At 67.9% G+C, this 17,620-nt stretch carries 13 protein-coding genes and 1 riboswitch; of the genes, 6 read left to right on the forward strand and 7 right to left on the reverse strand.

Annotation, left to right across the window (positions count from 1 at the left end):
• Nucleotides 1–226 precede the first annotated feature (226 nt).
• The gene (locus NR101_RS06770; RefSeq protein WP_256774918.1) at nt 227–3,859 is read left to right on the forward strand and encodes an autotransporter domain-containing protein; all 3,633 of its coding nucleotides are present in this window, start codon (nt 227–229) and stop codon (nt 3,857–3,859) included.
• Between the two features lie 180 nt (nt 3,860–4,039).
• Entirely contained in the window at nt 4,040–4,993 is a 954-nt protein-coding gene (locus NR101_RS06775) for a Nudix family hydrolase (RefSeq protein WP_256774919.1), read from the forward strand.
• A gap of 88 nt (nt 4,994–5,081) precedes the next feature.
• Here the strand turns inward: NR101_RS06775 and NR101_RS06780 are convergent, their stop codons facing one another.
• Together NR101_RS06780 and metF are read right to left on the reverse strand one after the other, a co-directional pair.
• Entirely contained in the window at nt 5,082–5,666 is a 585-nt protein-coding gene (locus NR101_RS06780) for a DUF4124 domain-containing protein (protein WP_256774920.1), read from the reverse strand.
• A 50-nt stretch (nt 5,667–5,716) separates the two neighbouring features.
• The gene (gene metF / locus NR101_RS06785) at nt 5,717–6,544 is read right to left on the reverse strand and encodes a methylenetetrahydrofolate reductase [NAD(P)H] (protein ID WP_256775022.1); all 828 of its coding nucleotides are present in this window, start codon (nt 6,542–6,544) and stop codon (nt 5,717–5,719) included.
• A 130-nt stretch (nt 6,545–6,674) separates the two neighbouring features.
• On the opposite strand from metF, the gene NR101_RS06790 reads away from it, so the two are divergent.
• The gene (locus NR101_RS06790; RefSeq protein WP_256774921.1) at nt 6,675–7,232 is read left to right on the forward strand and encodes a DUF3228 family protein; all 558 of its coding nucleotides are present in this window, start codon (nt 6,675–6,677) and stop codon (nt 7,230–7,232) included.
• 90 nt (nt 7,233–7,322) lie between these two features.
• On the opposite strand, the gene NR101_RS06795 is transcribed toward NR101_RS06790, so the two are convergent.
• Genes NR101_RS06795 through ybaK form a run of 3 tightly spaced genes read right to left on the reverse strand, consistent with a single transcriptional unit; the run spans nt 7,323 to nt 8,678 of the window.
• Nucleotides 7,323–7,697, reverse strand: a complete 375-nt coding sequence (locus NR101_RS06795) for an Imm10 family immunity protein (protein WP_256774922.1) — start codon at nt 7,695–7,697, stop codon at nt 7,323–7,325.
• Nucleotides 7,690–8,205, reverse strand: a complete 516-nt coding sequence (locus NR101_RS06800) for a hypothetical protein (protein ID WP_256774923.1) — start codon at nt 8,203–8,205, stop codon at nt 7,690–7,692. The genes NR101_RS06795 and NR101_RS06800 overlap by 8 nt, the downstream gene beginning before the upstream one ends.
• On the reverse strand, nt 8,205–8,678 hold the full coding sequence (gene ybaK, locus NR101_RS06805; RefSeq protein ID WP_256774924.1) for a Cys-tRNA(Pro) deacylase: 474 nt from the start codon (nt 8,676–8,678) through the stop codon (nt 8,205–8,207). Before ybaK ends, NR101_RS06800 begins: the two co-directional genes overlap by 1 nt.
• Before the next feature lie 2 nt (nt 8,679–8,680).
• Here ybaK and NR101_RS06810 point away from each other — a divergent pair, with 2 nt between their 5' ends.
• Entirely contained in the window at nt 8,681–9,598 is a 918-nt protein-coding gene (locus tag NR101_RS06810; protein ID WP_256774925.1) for a hypothetical protein, read from the forward strand.
• Nucleotides 9,599–9,670: 72 nt separating this feature from the next.
• Here NR101_RS06810 and ahcY read toward each other — a convergent pair whose 3' ends face one another.
• Nucleotides 9,671–11,116 (reverse strand): adenosylhomocysteinase, encoded by a 1,446-nt coding sequence (ahcY, locus tag NR101_RS06815; protein WP_256774926.1) that lies wholly within the window; start codon nt 11,114–11,116, stop codon nt 9,671–9,673.
• An 80-nt stretch (nt 11,117–11,196) separates the two neighbouring features.
• A riboswitch (S-adenosyl-L-homocysteine riboswitch) is annotated at nt 11,197–11,283 on the reverse strand.
• A 126-nt stretch (nt 11,284–11,409) separates the two neighbouring features.
• Here ahcY and NR101_RS06820 point away from each other — a divergent pair.
• Together NR101_RS06820 and ppc are read left to right on the forward strand one after the other, a co-directional pair.
• Nucleotides 11,410–13,935 carry a prolyl oligopeptidase family serine peptidase gene (locus tag NR101_RS06820; RefSeq protein WP_256774927.1) on the forward strand — a complete coding sequence of 842 codons (2,526 nt, stop codon included), beginning with the start codon at nt 11,410–11,412 and terminating at the stop codon, nt 13,933–13,935.
• Nucleotides 13,936–14,219: 284 nt separating this feature from the next.
• The gene (gene ppc / locus NR101_RS06825; protein WP_256775023.1) at nt 14,220–16,931 is read left to right on the forward strand and encodes a phosphoenolpyruvate carboxylase; all 2,712 of its coding nucleotides are present in this window, start codon (nt 14,220–14,222) and stop codon (nt 16,929–16,931) included.
• A 159-nt stretch (nt 16,932–17,090) separates the two neighbouring features.
• On the opposite strand, the gene NR101_RS06830 is transcribed toward ppc, so the two are convergent.
• Nucleotides 17,091–17,591 (reverse strand): acyl-CoA thioesterase, encoded by a 501-nt coding sequence (locus tag NR101_RS06830; protein WP_256774928.1) that lies wholly within the window; start codon nt 17,589–17,591, stop codon nt 17,091–17,093.
• Between the last annotated feature and the right edge of the window lie 29 nt (nt 17,592–17,620).

Below are 17,620 nucleotides of genomic sequence, written 5' to 3' on the forward strand. Positions count from 1 at the left end.
GATGTGTGATGTGTAGCGCTTAAGACGAATTATCAGGGAACTCTGACCCGCGATTCAGGGCATCCCCACATCGCACTAAGACGCGTCCGATGGGCAGTTTCAATGAATGCATTTACTTTCTGCGTCCCCGTGTTTTTTAAGCCAGAGCACGTTGGAAATTGCCGCGACATTGCGTTCCACACGATGTGGAATCGCCGCGCCCCTGAGTCCACTTACATGGAGTTTCATGAACAGGATTTATCGCCTGGTGTTCAACCACACCACCGGCTTGATGCAGGTTGCATCCGAACTGACCGCTTCGCATACCTGCCCCGCACCCGTTGTTGGCGGTACCCGTCGACGCTCCGCATTGAGCGCGGCCATGCTGGTTGCGCTGGGTCTTGCCGCCGTGCCGGCACAGTCCGCGTTCGCGGCCGTGTTCGATTTCGACAGCGACGAAACCGTTACGGATTCGCGCGTCTACGCCGACGGCCTGCGTATCGGCCCGAACGGTCCGGTGGTGGTCGACCTCGGCCCGGGTGGCTCGATCATTTCCAATGACCTGGTGTCGCTGGGCACCAACGTCGGCGGCGATGGCACGCTGCGCGCACAGGGCGCGGGCGTTTCGCTGACGGTCAATAGTGCCTCGGTGCGCGTCGGTGACGCCGGCAACGGCACGTTGGAACTCCTCAACGGCGCTACCGCCAGCGTTGCCGGCGGCACCGTCTCCTTCGGTTACGGCGTCGACGCCTTCGGCGTTGGCCTGGTGGAGGGTGCCGGTTCGCTGCTGAGCGCCCGCCAGATGCTGGTCGGCCGTGAGGGCAGTGCCGTGCTGACCATCGGCAACGGTGGCCGGGTGGAGACCACCAAGGTCGCCACGCCGGCGGCCGGCGAGTTCGGCCTGGCCATCGGGTCCGAGGCGGGCAGCATTGGTCTGGTGAACGTTGTCGCGGGCGGCCAACTGGCGGTTACCGACAACTATCTGCTGGTGGGGCAGGCCGGCAACGGCACGCTCAACATCGACGGCGGCGCGGTCGACGCCGGCCGTGGCCTGCGGACCGGCACGGCGAGCGGTGGCGACGGCACGGTCAGGGTCGTCAACGGCGGCCAGTTGGCCACGCAGGACCTGGATATCGGCTACGCACAGGGCGGCAGCGGTTCGATGCAGGTCACTGGCACCGGGTCGACGGTGAACGCGTCCCTGATGCGCGTGTCCGGGAGTGGCGACGGTGCGCTGCGCATCGAAAACGGCGGCGTGGTCGCGGTCACCGGCAACGTCACCGCCGAAGACAACGTGGGCCTGCCGAGCAACGCGGCCCGCGTCGGCCGCATTGAAGTGTCCGGCGCGGGCTCGCTGCTGAGCGGCGACCGGGTCATGACCAGTACCCACCTGCTGGTGAGCGATGGCGGCGAGATCCGTTCCAACAGCGCACGGATCAAGGATTCCTACAGCGATACCGGCGTGGCAACACTGACCGGCGCGGGCAGCCGCTGGAGCAATCTGGGTGAACTGGATGTACGGACCAACGTGGACGTGCTCGACGGCGCGCTGGTCGCCACCGATACGCTGCTGGTCTCCGGTGGCACCAACACCATGCTCAACGCTCCCCAGCGCTACGACCAGCAGGTCCGGGTGAGCGGTGCCGGCGCGGCGATCGAGGCCGCCAACGGCATCACCGTTGGCGCACATCTGGTCGGTGAGCCCTACGGCGTCCTCAGCGTCAGCAACGGCGGTCGCGTAGCGGCAGGTACCACGCTGACCCTTGGCACCTCGGGCTATGTGGCCGTGGGTGGCGGTATGCAGACCTGGTCGGTGGCCAACGATGGTCCGCTGTGGCGCGCAGCCGAAGCGGCCGGCGAACTGCAGGGCACCATCGCCATGCAGGTCGCCTCGGGCGGCCTGGTGTTCAACCACACCGACGACATCACCCTGTCCAACACCCTTGCCAGCGTGGTCAGCGGCAACAATTACACCGGCGGGGCAGTGACCCAGATCGCCGGCAGCACCACGTTGAATGGCGATCTGACCGGTTTCGGCGGCGACATCAAGGTGACGGGCGGTGCGCTGCAGATCGATTCGGACACGTACACCGGCCAGGGATACGTCGGTAGCAGCCAGGCCTTCATGCAGCAGATCGACGTCTCCGGCGGCACCCTGGTGCTCAATGGCAGCGCCGGCTTCCAGCAGCAGATCGACTACGGCAGCAGCACCGAGACCGTGCGCAGCTCGGCAGTGACGGTGAGCGGGCAGGGCACCTTGGCCGGCAACGCCACCGTTGGCGAAACCTACGTATACAACGGCGGCACGCTGTCGCCGGGCCACAACGGCATCGGCGCGATGACCATCGACGGCGATCTGTACCTGAGTGCCAACGGCGCCCCCGGCGGTGCGATCAGCGGTCCGTCGTTCTTCGACGTGGACGTGCTCGGCAACGGTCAGAGCGATCGCCTCACCGTCACCGGCAAGGCCTACCTGGGCCGTGGCTCGAACCTGCTCAACACCGCCGACGCCAGCGTGCGCATCACCGGCCTGGACCCGGCGGTGAGCTACCAGAACGGCCAGACCTACACGATCCTCGATGCGGCGGAAGGCGTGCAGGGCGCGTTCGACGAGGTGGTGTCCAAGTCGGCCTTCCTGGCCCCGACCCTGGCCTACACCGACAACCAGGTGCAGCTGACCATCGCGGTCAAGGATGCGGGCGGTACGCCGGTGGACCCCGTCGACCCCGTCGATCCGGTGACCCCGGTGGATCCCGGCAACCCGGGCACGCCTGGCAATGGCGGCAATCCGCCGATCGTGTTCGGCGCGGTGGCGGCCACCGGCAACCAGCGCGCCACCGCAGCGGCGCTGGATTCGCTGCAGCAGTCCGGCCAGGCGCTGGCGCTGTACAACGGCCTGCTGATGCTGGATGAAGCCGGCGCGCGCGACGCGTTCGACGACCTGTCCGGTGAACTCCACGCCAGCAGCCGCGCCCTGCTGCTGGAAGACCGTTTCCTGCGCGAAGGCATCGCCCAGCGTCTGCGCCCGGATCCGAGCATGGCCGCGTCGGGCCCGTCGGCGTGGGTGGCAGGTGCCGGTACCGCTACCCGCCAGGATTCGGACGGCTCCGCCGCGCGCACCCGCCAGCACCGCGAGGGCCTGATGGCCGGCGTCGACTGGACCGTCGGCGGCGCGTGGACGGTCGGCTTGGCGGCAGGGTCGGAGTCGCTGCGTCAGCAGATCGATGACCGCCATGCCAACACCGAGGTCGATGCCGTGCACGGCGGCCTGTACGCCGGCTTCCGCGGTGAGGAACTGTGGATCAACGGTGGTGCCAGCTATGCCGACTACGACCTGGATACCCGGCGCATGGTGGGTACCGGCACCAGCTGGGCACAGGCGCTCAACAGCAGCTACAACGCGCACGCTGTGTCGGTGTTCGCCGAGGGCGGCTGGGACATGGAACTGGACGCGCTCACCCTGACCCCGTACGTTGCCATCGCCTACACCCGCCTGTCGACCGAAGCCGGCGTGGAAACCGGCGGCAGTGCGGCACTGGCGATCGATGCCAGCAAGGACGAGGTGTGGACCACCACGGCCGGTATCCGCGCCTCGTGGGACATCAGCGGCGGCCAGACCGACGCTGCCCGCCTGGAGGCCGGGCTGGCCTGGCAGAACGCCAGTGGCGAACTGCGTGCCGACTCGCGCCACCGCTTCGTCGCCGGCAGCGACCGCTTCACCGTCAGCGGCCTGCCACTGGCGCGCAACGTGGGCATCGCCGAACTGGGTGTATCGGTGCATGTCACCGACAACAGCCGTCTGTCCCTGTTCGCGCAGGGCCGTGCGGGCGATGGCCAGCGTGAGCTGGGCGCGCAGCTGAACTGGAACGTGTCGTTCTGACCGACGCCGCGCCCTGATGCATGATCGCGAAGGGCCCCGCAAGGGGCCCTTCGTTCGTCTGCCAACCCCGCAAGACCCGTCGTCCGGCGTGCTGTGGCGGATCGCCCGCCCGCTGCGCTGGACCCCGCGTTGCGCACGCCGGCATTGCACCACCCCGGTGCCATTGGGCATGCTCACCCCATGCCATCCCCCAAACGATCGATCCACGTCGTGGCCGGCGTCATCACCGACGCCCGCGGCCGCATCCTGCTCAACCGCCGTACCGAGAACAGCGACATGGCCGGCCTCTGGGAGTTTCCCGGCGGCAAGCGTGAGCCGGGCGAGACCTCCGAGCAGGCCCTGGTGCGCGAGCTGCGCGAAGAGCTGGGCATCGAGGCGGAGATCGGCGAGTGGATCATGGAGGTACCGCAGCTCTACCCGGACAAGCGGCTGCGGCTGGAAGTACGCCGGATCAGCAGCTGGAAGGGCTCACCGCGCGGCCGCGAAGGCCAGGCCATCACCTGGGTGGCCCCGGACAAGCTGGCGCGCTACTCGATGCCGCCGGCCGACCTGCCGGTGGTGGCCGCGCTGCGCCACCCCGACCGCTACCTGATCACCCCCGAACCCGAGGCCGACCACGCCCAGGCTCACCAGGCCTGGCAGCAGTGCCTGGCGCAGGCGGTGGCCGCCGGTGCCAACCGCATCCAGCTGCGCACCCCCACCAGCCCGGCACGGGTGGCCTTGGCCGAACAGGCCATCGGCGCCCATCGCGGCCGCGTGCAGTGGCTGCTCAACCGTGACATCGCACTGGCCCGCCGGCTCGGCGTTGGCGTGCACCTGGGCGGCGAACAGCTGCTGCAGCTGGACGCGCGCCCGCTGCCAGCCGAACAGCTGGTGGCGGCGTCCTGCCACGATCTGGCGCAGTTGCAGGCCGCGCAGCGGCTGGGCTGCGATTTCGCCGTGCTCGGCCCGGTCCAGGCCACCCCCAGCCATCCCGGCGCGAGCGCGCTGGGCTGGGAGGCGTTCGAAGGACTGCGCGAACAGGTGTCGCTGCCGCTGTACGCGCTGGGAGGATTGCATCCGGATGACATCGGCGAGGCGCGCCGGCATGGCGCCCAGGGCATCGCTGCAATCCGGGCGCTGTGGCCCGCCTGATCGGACCGCCGGCCGCCGGCCGCCTGCAACCCGCAACCCCGCAACCCGGTAGTGCCGGCCGCTGGCCGGCAACCCCAGCCAGCCGCCGCTACAAGGTGATCCAGAAACACCCGTACTGCCGCCGCAGCCCGAATACGGTGCGCGCCGGCGTTGCCGTGCTGCCCAGGGTCTGCTCCAGCCGCAGCCCTACCGGGCGCGGCCGGCGCGGCGTGACCTCCGCCAGCGGCTGCCCATCGCCACCCGGCACCGACGCAGCGGCAGGCGCCGCCACCGCACTCTCATCGCTGGCCGGATACACCGGGGCGATATCCACCAGCGGCCGTTGCACCACCGATTCCAGCCGTCCGATGATGTGGCGGGCGGTGGCGTTGGACACGTCGTTCCACAGGTAGATCGAGGACAGCCGGTTGACGTCCTGCAGGCTGACCGCATCGCGGATCTGCCCGGTCAGTTCGCTGAGCCGGCGCGCGCAGCCGGCGCGATAGATGCCGGTGTTGCCCACCGTCGGTGCATGCGCGGGCATGCGTGCGGTAGCGCCCAGCGCATCGCAGCTGCGGTCGGTGAACACGGTCTGGCCCTGGGCGTTGGTGCAGCGGTTGACGCGCTGCGCCTTTGCCGACGCCGGGTTTGGCAGGCACAGGGCGCACAACAGGGTCAGGAGGAACGCTTTCATCGCAGCAGCGTAGCGGTGCCAGCGTTATCTGCAAGCGATTTGAGCGTGCTTCAAGGGCGCAGCAGTTTGAGCACCTGGGTGGTCGGCTTGGCCAGGTTGAGCGTGTAGAAATGCAGCCCCGGCGCGCCGCCGGCGACCAGCCGCTCGCACAGTCCGGCGACCACCTCGGCACCGAACGCGCGCACCGATTCGGCATCGTCGCCGAAGGCCTGCATCTTCCGGCCGATCCAGCGCGGGATCTCCGCACCACACTGCTCGGAGAACCGGCGCAGCTGGCTGAAATTGGAGATCGGCATGATTCCCGGCACGATCGGCACCGTTACCCCGAGCTTGCGCACCGCGTCGACGAAGTGGAAGTACGCATCGGCGTTGAAGAAATACTGGGTGATCGCCGCGTCCGCGCCGGCGTCGATCTTGGTCTTGAAGTGCTTCAGGTCAAGCAGCGCGTCGTTGGCCTGCGGATGGGTTTCGGGGTAGGCGCCCACTTCGATCCGGAACGCGTCGCCGTGCTCGGCGCGGATGAAGCTGATCAGGTCCGAGGCGTAACGCAGGTCGCCGGGGTGGCCCATGCCCGACGGCAGGTCACCGCGCAGGGCGACGATGCGCCGACAACCGATCGCGCGGTACAGCTTGAGCAGTTCGCGGATCTCTTCGCGGCTGCCGCCGACGCAGGACAAGTGAGGCGCGGCCTCGAAACCGTGGTGCTGCTTGAGATGGCGGACGGTTTCGGAGGTGTAGCTCAAGGTCGAGCCGCCGGCCCCGAACGTACACGACACGTACTCGGGCGCAAACGCCTTGAGCTTGCTCGCGGTACGGTCGAGCTGGGCGCGCTGCTCGTCGGTCTTGGGCGGGTAGAACTCGAAGCTGATGGCGGTCATGGCGGCGGCGGCGACGGGTGTGGGGATATCATATCGCTTCATCGCGATGAATGTAAAAAATAGGCTATCGGGGATTGGCCGCCGGGTCGACCGGTTACCCTGTGCGCCTGTTCTGGCTGCCGCGTTCCCCATGTCCATCATCCTTACCGAATTCGCCCGTCCCCGCTTGTTCCCGCGTACCCCACGCGGCAACACCCTCCAGGATTGCACCGCCGAGCAGTTCCAGGCGCATCTCAACACGCACGCGCCGCTGAAGGTGCTTGATGGCTATGCGCCGTTCTGCAAGCTGTTCGTCTACGAAAACTGGACCTCCACGCGCTGCCTGACCGTGCCGATCACCGACGCCAACCGCCACCAGCTCCACACCGGCTACGAGGCGCGCAACTGCAACGAGCTGCCGGTGCTGGTGCGCTGGTTCGAGGGTGTGGAGTCGCCGCGCGCGAAGTACCTGGTGGTGATCCTGTACAGCGCCGGGCAACTCGCGCTGGAAGGCTCGCCGATCGATGCAGACTGGGGCATCGTCGGCTGCATCTACACCGCCGAGCCGGAAGAAGTGCCGATGGCGCCGATCACCATGATGCGCAACGCGCTGGGGGTGGACGAGGGCGGTTCCGGGGTGCCATTGGACCGCGAGGCCTACCAGCGTGCGGTGGCGTTCTGGGAGCGCAACGCCAACTGGCGGCCGTAACCGCCCTGCCCGGGTAGAGCCACCCCATGGGTGGCTGCACGCGGTGCCGGGGCGAGACGCCGCCACGCATGGCGTGCCACTCCGGGTCTATCAGGCGTCGACCGGGATGCCCATGCGCTGCAGCATCGCGGCGAATGCGGCAACGTCCTCCGGCGGCGCCGCCAGGGCGATGCGCAGCGGCGAAGCCGCCAGGCCCAGCGCATCGGTGGTGATGGCATCCAGGTGCAGCACCAGTGCGCCGGCCGGGAGCTGCGCAGACTGGATGCCGCCGTAGGCCGAGCGTGCCTGCGCGTGCAGGCAGACATGCACGCCGTCCAGGCCCAGGGCGATGTCCTGCGCATCGGGATGCTCGGCCTTCTGCAGCAGCAGGTAGCGGCGGGTGTCGTGTTCGTGGTCGGCCAGGCCGGCCAGCAGCACGCCGTCGTCCGCGCCGACGTGGATGACGGTGGCGATGAACTCAGGCATGCGCTGGGGTTTCTTCAACGGTTGGAAGGGCCAAGGTCCACTCCCACCACGGGTAGTGGTACTCGCGGTCGGTGGCAAGCCAGTGCGCCGAGCAGTCCACGCAGGTGACCGAACGCGCTTCACCCCAGCCGCCCCCGGCTTCACCTACCGCATCGATGACCACGTGCCCGCGGGTGGCCTCGCGGCGCGGATCGAAGAACGGGTAGTGCGGATACAGCGCGCACAGGCAACCTGCCCGATCCCGCCAGAAGCGCAGCCGCCGCAGCGCGAACTGCAGGTGATGGTTGTTGGCGAACACTGCGCCGCCCAGCCCGATGTGTGCGGTAGCGCGCCCGATGCGTTCGACCCACGGCGCAAGCGCGTCCAGTTCGGCCGGATCGCGGAGCTGGGCGATGGCGCAGGCAGCGCTGTAGATGCGGTCGGGGTCCGACGACAACAGCGCCTGCAGGTGCTGGGCGCCGGGTCCTTCGGTAGGGGCCGCTGGCGCCCGGGAGAAGGGCCAGCGCATCAGCGGGTCCTACCGATGGCGGCATAGCTGCCATCGGTGAGCTGCAGCAGGTCGGCCGGTGCCACTGCGACCTCCAGCCCACGCCGGCCGGCGCTCACATGCAGCGTGGGCAGCGCCTGCGCGCTGGCATCGAGGAACGTGCGGTGCTTTTTCTTCTGCCCCAGCGGGCTGATCCCGCCGACCAGGTAGCCGGTGGCGCGCTGTGCCTGCTCCACGTCGGCCATCTCGCACTTCCTGCAGCCGGCCGCTTCGGCCAGCGCCTTCAGGTCCAGCGTGCCGCTGACCGGCACGATCGCCACCAGCAGTTCGTGCTTTTCGGTGCTGGCCAGCAGGGTCTTGAACACCTGCGCCGGGTCCAGCCCGAGCTGCTGCACCGCTTCGCCGCCGTAGGAGTCGGCATCGGGATCATGTGGGTAGGACAGCACGCTGTGGACGATGCCGTGCTTCTTGAGCAGGTTGATGGCCGGGGTCATGGGTGCATCGTAACGCGGTGCGGACCGGCTGCCTTGACCGGGGCTACTGCGATCGCGGCGATAATGGCGGCGTTCCCGTCTGGAAAGATCCCATGCGCCTCTCAGGTCAATGCAACGCGCTCAGTTTCGACAGTGATGTGGCGCGCGGACCGTATCCCCCGCAGGGGTTTGTGTCGATCGCGGAAGGCGCGCTTGGCAACGGCGATTGTTTCGGGCTGTATTGGCCGTTGGGGCGTGAGGGAGATGCGCCTTTCGTCTGCGAGATGTTCCATGACGAATGGCGTATGGAACTGCGCCATTCCTCGGTGCAGGTGTTCTCGCACTGGCTGGTATTGAACGAGGGCGAGTATGGCGAGCATGAGGTCGAAGATCCCGGTTCGCAAACCGAGCAGTTGGAGCAGGCGCGTGCGCAGGTGCTGGCGGGGCAGGTCGAGCAGGCCATTGAACTGCTGCGCGCAGCATGCACGGCGTTCCCGGAGCTTCAGCAGGGCTGGGCGCTGCTGGCAAGCCAGTACATGCGACAAGGGCAGCAGGATGCGGCGATCGATGCGGCACGTTCGGCCGTGCTTGCCAACTGGGCATTTGGCATTCCCGAGCCCGGCGTGCTGCGCATCCTGCGCGCTGCCCCGGCCAGCACTGATCCGGTGATCGCCCTGGTGCAGCGGATGGGCTTCGCCTTTGGCGGCGCCAAGACCAATCCGGATTACGCGCTGATGCAGGCCTGCATCGATGAATGCTGGGCCGCCGGTGATGCTCTGACGGCGCTGCGACTATCGCAGAACCGCTGCTACGTGCTTGCTGGCGAAACGGTGTCTTTCCAGGAACGGGAAGGATTCACGCTGTCGCGCTGGCAGGCGGACTTCGCCGGGCAGTGTCAGGCCGTCCTCAACGACGACCGCAGGTGTTTCGGCCAGGACTGAGGGAATACCGCCACGAAAACGGGCGCCTTTCGGCGCCCGTCTGTGCTCAACGCAACCGGATCGGCAGGCCGATCAGTAGCGGTAATGCTCCGGCTTGAACGGACCTTCCACCGGCACGCCGATGTAGTCGGCCTGTTCCTGGCTCAGGGTGGTCAGCTTCACGCCGATCTTTTCCAGGTGCAGACGCGCCACTTCCTCGTCCAGCTTCTTCGGCAGCAGGTACACCTTGTTCTCGTAGCTGTCCTTGTTCGCCCACAGGTCGATCTGCGCGAGCGTCTGGTTGGCGAACGAGTTGGACATCACAAAGCTCGGGTGGCCGGTGGCGCAGCCCAGGTTGACCAGGCGGCCTTCGGCGAGCAGGAAGATCGCGTTGCCGTTCGGGAACACGTACTTGTCCACCTGCGGCTTGATGTTGACGTGCTGCACGCCCGGGAAACCGACCAGCGCATCGACCTGGATTTCATTGTCGAAGTGGCCAATGTTGCAGACGATGGCCTGGTCCTTCATCGCGCTCAGGTGCTCGATGCGGATGATGTCCTTGTTGCCGGTGGTGGTGACGTACAGGTCTGCACGGCCCAGGGTGGATTCGATGGTGTTGACTTCGAAGCCTTCCATCGCCGCCTGCAGGGCGCAGATCGGGTCGATCTCGGTGACCACCACGCGCGCGCCGTAAGCACGCAGCGAAGCGGCGCAGCCCTTGCCCACGTCACCGTAGCCGCAGACCACGGCGACCTTGCCGGCCAGCATCACGTCCATCGCGCGCTTGAGGCCGTCGGCCAGCGACTCGCGGCAGCCGTACAGGTTGTCGAACTTGCTCTTGGTGACCGAGTCGTTGACGTTGATCGCCGGGATCAGCAGGGTGCCGGCCTGGGCGAGCTGGTACAGGCGGTGCACGCCGGTGGTGGTCTCTTCGGAGACGCCCTTCCAGTCCTTGACCACGCGCGCCCAGTAACCCGGACGCTCCTTGGCCACGCGCTTGAGCAGGTCCTTGATGACCTGTTCTTCGTGCGAGGCGGCTTTTTCGTTGACCCAGTCGCTGCCGTTTTCCAGCTCGTAGCCCTTGTGGATCAGCAGGGTGACGTCGCCGCCGTCATCGACCACCAGTTCCGGGCCGGTCAGGGTGCCGTCGGGCAGGGTGAAGGTCAGTGCGTCCAGGGTGCAGTCCCAGTACTCCTCCAGCGACTCGCCCTTCCAGGCGAACACGGGGGTGCCCGAGGCGGCGATCGCCGCGGCGGCGTGGTCCTGGGTCGAGAAGATGTTGCAGGACGCCCAACGCACGTCGGCGCCGATGTCCTTCAGGGTCTCGATCAGCACGGCGGTCTGGATGGTCATGTGCAGCGAACCGGTCACGCGCACGCCCTTCAGCGGCAGGGTGGCGGCGTGCTTGCGGCGGATCGACATCAGACCCGGCATCTCGTGCTCGGCGATGTCCAGTTCCTTGCGGCCCCAGTCGGCGAGCTTGATATCGGCAATCTTGTAATCACCTTCGGTGGAGAAGGTCTTGGCAACAGCATTCATTCGTAAGCTCCGGTAGTGACGAGCCATGCTCGTCAAGCGAGATGTCGGCAACCAGACACCCGCATGACAGCACAACTCGCAATCGCCGGGCGCCGTTGGAACAATCCTGGCCACCGAGCCTGGCCGGCCGGACAGGGTCCGGAACGGTCGCAGCGCCCCTCGGTGGAGGGCCGCCCAGTATATCGCGGCCCGCTGCATTGGCATGAATCGGCAGCCGCCCCCAACCAACGGCAGGGGGGCGATCTGCGCCCGGCTGTTAAGGTCCGGGGTTTGCATCAGCATAGGGATCGAAGATGACACGCAATGATCGTCGGCGCCGCGCGCGCTGGGGCAGCCTGCTCGTGGGCATGGCGCTGTTGGCGGTTGCGCCGCTGGCACTGGCGGCACCGGCTGGCAAGACCTCCGCCTCGCAGGTGGTCGCGGCCAAGGGCGAGCAGGGCTACGAACTGCCCTCGGCCGCGCTGCAGGCGGTGGTCGATGCCCCGCGTGCACCGACCCTGAGCCTGTCGCCACGCCGCGATATCGCCGCGATGCTGCAGACCCCCTCGCTGCCGTCCATCGCCGAGGTGGCCCAGCCGGAGCTGAAGCTGGCCGGGCTGCGCATCAACCCGGCCACCCACGCCTTCAGCCGTTTCAGCTTCGGCAACAAGCTGTGGTTGATGAACGTGGCCGATGGCAAGGAGCGCCAGATCACCGGCCTGCCGCAGCCGTTGTCGATCGCCACGCTGGCGTGGTCGCCGGACCAGCAGTACCTGGCCTTCAACCAGGTGCATGCGGCCAGCGGAGCCAACGAACTGTGGATCGTCGATGTCGCCGCCGGCGCCGCGCGCAGGCTGGTGGCCGATCTGAACACCGTCCTCGGCGATGGCTACAGCTGGCTGCCCGACAGCCGCGGGCTGCTGGTGATGCAGCAGCTCAAGGGCCAGGGCCCGGCGCCAGCGGCCGGGGGCATCCCAGCCGGTCCGGCGATCCAGCAGACCGGGGCCGATGCCGGGGTCCGCTCGATCCGCACCTACCAGGACCTGCTCAAGAACGAAGCCGATGCGCGCCTGTTCGATTATTACGCCAGCGCGCAGCCGGCGCGGATCGCCCTCAACGGGGTGGCCACGCCGCTGTCCACCGCCGGCGTCTACCTGGACGTGAGCGTGTCGCCCGATGGCCGCCATCTGCTGGCCGAGCGCGTGCTGCGTCCGTATTCCTACCTGGTGCCGGCCGACGACTTCCCGCGCCGTATCGAAGTGCTGTCCGCCGCCGATGGCAAGCTTGAGCACACGGTCAGCACGCTGCCGCTGGTGGAAGGCCTGCCGACCGGCAACGACGCGGTGCCCACCGGCGTGCGCGACATCGGCTGGCGCGCCGACGCCCCGGCGACGCTGGTCTGGGCCGAAGCGCAGGACGGCGGAGACCCCAACCGCGAGGCCAAGGTGCGCGATGCGGTGATGATGCAGTCGGCGCCGTTCGAGACACCGCCGGTGACCCTGGCCCAGCTGGGCAGCCGCTACGCCGGCATCCAGTGGGGGCGTGGCGACCTGGCCCTGCTCAACGAATCGTGGTGGAAGAACCGCGAAGTGAAGCAGTGGCGGATCGCCCCGGACCAGCCCGACGTTGCGCCGGAGCTGCTGTCCTCGCGCTCCTCGCAGGACCGCTACAGCGATCCGGGCAAGCCGGGCATGGTGCGCGACGTCAACGGTCGCTCGCGCCTGCAGATCACCGCCGATGGCCGCAGCATCTTCCTGTATGGGCAGGGTGCCTCGCCCGAAGGCGACCGTCCGTTCGTGGATCGCCTCGACCTCACCAGCAAGCAGACCACGCGCCTGTTCCACTCGCAGGCCCCGGGCTACGCGGTGCCGCAGGCGCTGCTCGACCAGGAAGGCACGTCCCTGCTGCTGACCCGCGAGTCGCCCGACGAGCCGTCCAACTTCTACGTGCAGTCGCTGGCCGATGCCAACACCGCGCCGAGGGCGCTGACCCGCTTCGAACACCCGCTGCCGCAGCTGCGTGGGGTGAGCAAGGAGCAGATCCGCTACAAGCGCAACGACGGCGTCGACCTGACCGCCACGCTGATGCTGCCGCCGGGCTACAACGCGAAGAAGGACGGCCCGCTGCCGCTGCTGATGTGGGCCTACCCGGGCGAGTTCAAGACCGCTGCCGCGGCCAGCCAGGTCACCGATTCGCCGTACCGCTTCAACGCGATCAGTTACTGGGGCCCGCAGGCGTTCCTGGCCAAGGGCTATGCGGTGCTGGTCAGCCCGTCGATGCCGATCATCGGCGAAGGCGACAAGGAGCCCAACGACACCTACCTGCCGCAGCTGATCGCCAACGCCGAGGCGGCGGTGGATGAAGTGGTGCGGCGGGGCGTGACCGACCGCGAGCACATCGCCATCGGCGGCCATTCCTACGGTGCGTTCATGACCGCCAACCTGCTCGCGCATACCCGCCTGTTCAAGGCGGGCATTGCCCGCAGCGGCGCCTACAACCGCACGCTCACCCCGTTCGGTTTCCAGGCCGAGGAACGCAATTACTGGCAGGCGCAGGACGTCTACCAGAAGATGGCGCCGTTCAACTACGCCGACAAGATCAAGGACTCGATCCTCTTCATCCACGGCGTGGACGACAACAACTCCGGCACCTTCCCGATCCAGAGCGAGCGCATGTTCGCCGCGGTCAAGGGCCTGGGCGGGACCGCGCGGCTGGTGATGCTGCCCAACGAATCGCACGCCTACCGCGCACGCGAATCGATCATGACCATGCTGGCCGAGAGCGAGCGCTGGCTGGAACAGACCGTCGGTCCGGGCAAGCCGATCAAGAAGCAGCGCTGAAAGAAAACCGATAGGTACCGGCCGTTGGCCGGTACCAGAAATGATCGGCACCTTCCGCCCACCGGCCCGCTTCCCGCGATCGTGCCGGCCGCTGGCCGGCTCCCTGCGATGCTGGACATCACGTGGAGCCGGCCAGCGGCCGGCAATGTACGGGCGCCTGTCAGATCTGCATGGAGCCGGCCAGCGGCCGGCACTACCAGATGTAACTATTTGCGCGACGCAGCATTGACTCCGTTGTGGGTTAGGCTTGAGTGGATTCCGTTCCCGAGGCCAGTGCGTCGCAGATGAACGAGTACCGTAGCAGCATCGTGTTTGCCACTCCCGATATTCCCCTGCGCGACGACGTACGCCGACTTGGCGCACTCGTCGGCGACCTGCTTGCCGAGCAGGTGTCCACGCAGTTCTTCGATGATGTGGAACAGGTGCGTACGCGCGCCATCGCCCGCCGCGAAAGCGACGCCCCCTTGTCCGATCTCAACGATGCGCTCACCGGCCTGCCGCCGGCGCGCGCCGAAGCGATGGTGCGTGCCTTCAGCACCTATTTCCAGGTGGTCAACATCGCCGAGCGCGTGCATCGCATCCGCCGCCGCCGTGACTACCAGCGCGCCGGTACCGCCGCACCGCAGCCGGATGGCTTGCAGGACGCGCTGGTCAAGCTCAAGGCGCAGGGCGTCACGCTGGAGGAGCTGGCGCAGTGGTTGCCGCGCATCGACATCGAGCCGGTGTTCACCGCACACCCCACCGAGGCGGTACGCCGCGCGTTGCTGGAAAAAGAGCAGCTGATGGTGGCCAGCCTGGTCGACAACCTCGACGGCCAGCGCACGCCCGGTGAAGCGGCCGCCGATGCCGCACGCTTCCGCATGGCCCTCACTGCCTCCTGGCAGACCACCGATTCCTCGCCGGTACGGCCGACGGTGGATGACGAACGCGAGCACGTCGGCTTCTACCTGGTGCAGGTGCTGTACCGGGTGATTCCGGTGTTGTACGAATCGCTGCAGCAGGCCCTGCTGGATACCTACGGGCAGGACCTGCCGCTGCCACGGCTGCTGCGCTTCGGCACGTGGGTGGGCGGGGACATGGACGGCAACCCGAACGTGGATGCCGGCACCATCCGCAACACGCTCGATGCGCAGCGCCAGGCCGTACTGGGCCGCTACCAGAAGGACCTGCTGCAGTTGGCCAGCCTGCTCAGCCAGTCCACCGAGCGGATCGCAGTCAGCGATGCATTGCAGGCGCGTGTCGCGCATTACGAACAGCTGCTGCCGCAGGTGAGGTCGCGCCCGCGGCATGCCGACATGCCGTACCGCCTGCTCAACGACCGCATGCGCGCGCGCGTGCAGGCCACCCTCGACGATGCCGACGGCGCCTACGCCTGCCCGGAGGAACTCGAGCAGGACATCGAGCTGATCCTGGCCAGCCTGCATGCCAACAAGGGCGACCATGCCGGTGGCTTCGCGGTGCGCCGCCTGCTGTGGCGGGTACGTACCTTCGGTTTCCACCTGGCGCGGCTGGACGTGCGCCAGGAGTCCAGCGTGCATGGCCGCGCGCTGGCCAGCGTGCTCGACGGACAGGACGCCTGGGACGCCGCCGATGCGGTCACCCGCGCGGCGCGCCTTGCCCCGTTCGCCAGCGGCGAGCAGGCCCTGCCGGCCAGCAGCGAAGCGGGCGGGCAGCGTCTGGATGCGGTGTTCGCCGCACTGGCCGACGCACGCCGCCGCCACGGTGCCGACGCGTTGGGCAGCTACATCATCTCGATGGCGCACGATCGCAGCGACGTGCTCGCCGTGCTTGCACTGGCGCGTCGCGGCGGGCTGGTGGATGACGGCGGCGCGGTGCCGCTGGATATCGCCCCGCTGTTTGAAACGGTGGACGATCTCGGCCGCGGCACCGATACCCTGCGCGACCTGCTTGCCGACCCCGTGTACCGGGCGCACCTGACCGCACGCGGCGATGTGCAGATGGTGATGCTGGGTTATTCGGACAGCGGCAAGGATGGCGGCATCGCCGCCTCGCGCTGGGGCCTGCAGCGGGCGCAGGTGGAACTGCTCGAGGTGGCGGCCGAGAGCGGTATCCGCCTGACCTTCTTCCATGGCCGTGGCGGGTCGATCAGCCGCGGCGGTGGCAAGACCACCCACGCGGTGGACGCCTCGCCGCGCGGCAGCATCGACGGACGCCTGCGCGTGACCGAGCAGGGCGAAGTGATCCACCGCAAGTACGGCATCCGCGCGCTGGCGCTGCGCTCGCTGGAGCAGTCCACCGGTGCGGTGCTGCGCTCCAGCCTGCGCCCGCGCGCACCGGAGCCGCGCGAGGAACAGTGGCGCCCGGTGATGGATCTGATCGCACAGAAGAGTGCGGATGCGTACCGCGCCTTCGTCGGGCAGAAAGACTTCATGCAGTACTTCCGCCACGCCACCCCGATCGATGTGATCGAGCGGATGACGCTGGGCTCGCGCCCCTCGCGCCGACTGGGCGAAGATGCGGCGTTGTCCAACCTGCGTGCCATTCCGTGGGTGTTCGCCTGGAGCCAGGCGCGCGCGGTGATCCCCGGCTGGTACGGCGTGGGCAGTGGACTGCAGGCCGCGATCGAGGCCGGGCACGCCGCGACGCTGAAGGAGATGGCGCGCGACTGGCCGTTCTTCAGCACCTTCCTGGACGACATCGCGATGGTCTTGTGCAAGGGCGATCTCACCATCGCCGAGCAGTTCTCGCGCTTGTCGGGCGGGCTGCATGACACGTTCTTCCCGCAGATCCAGCGCGAGCTGGACCTGACCGCCACGCAGATCCTGGCGCTGACCGGGCAGGACGAACTGCTGCAGCACGACCAGCGGCTGGCGCTCTCGATCCGGCTGCGCAATCCCTACATCGATCCGATCAGCGTGCTGCAGGTGGACCTGTTGCGGCGCTGGCGCGAGAGCGGGGGCGAAGATGACGACGTGCTGCGCGCGCTGGTGGCGTGCGTCAACGGCGTATCGCAGGGGGTACAGAACACCGGGTGATTCCCAGCTTGGGTCTGTGGTCGGTCACCGGTAGTGCCGGCCGTTGGCCGGCTTCCTCCATCGCTGGATAAGCGCACGATGTTGCAATGCGCGTGTGCCATGGATTGCCCAAGTGATTCCAGCATCGTGCAGCGCCGGCCAAGGGACGGCACAACCGGGTTACTCCGGGGACGGCGGGTTGGAGGCCAGCAGCTCCAGGTGGCGCTGCTCCATTTCCTCGCGCAGCTGGCGGCGGATCAATGCGGCCGCGTGCCGGCGGCGTTCGTCGCTGGTTTCCAGCTGCAGCGGCGGCACGGGCGTGGGCTTGCCGTCCTCGTCCACCGCCACCATGGTGAAAAAGCAGCTGTTGGCATGGCGCACGCTGCGCTTGAGGATGTCCTCGGCGACCACCTTGACCCCGATTTCCATCGAGGACGTACCGGTGTAATTGACCGAGGCCAGGAAGGTGACCAGCTCGCCGACCGCGATCGGCTGGCGGAACATCACCTGGTCCACCGACAGGGTGACCACGTAGCGCCCGGCATAACGGCTGGCGCAGGCATAGGCGACCTGGTCCAGCAGGCGCAGCACCGCGCCCCCGTGGACCTTGCCGGAGAAATTGGCCATCTCCGGCGACATCAGCACGGTCATGGACAGCTGGTTGGATTTGAATTCGGGCATGGCGGCAGTGTAGCGCCGGTTGCCCGCCC

Source organism: Stenotrophomonas sp. Ste86 (genome assembly GCF_024519465.1).
Classification (GTDB): domain Bacteria; phylum Pseudomonadota; class Gammaproteobacteria; order Xanthomonadales; family Xanthomonadaceae; genus Stenotrophomonas.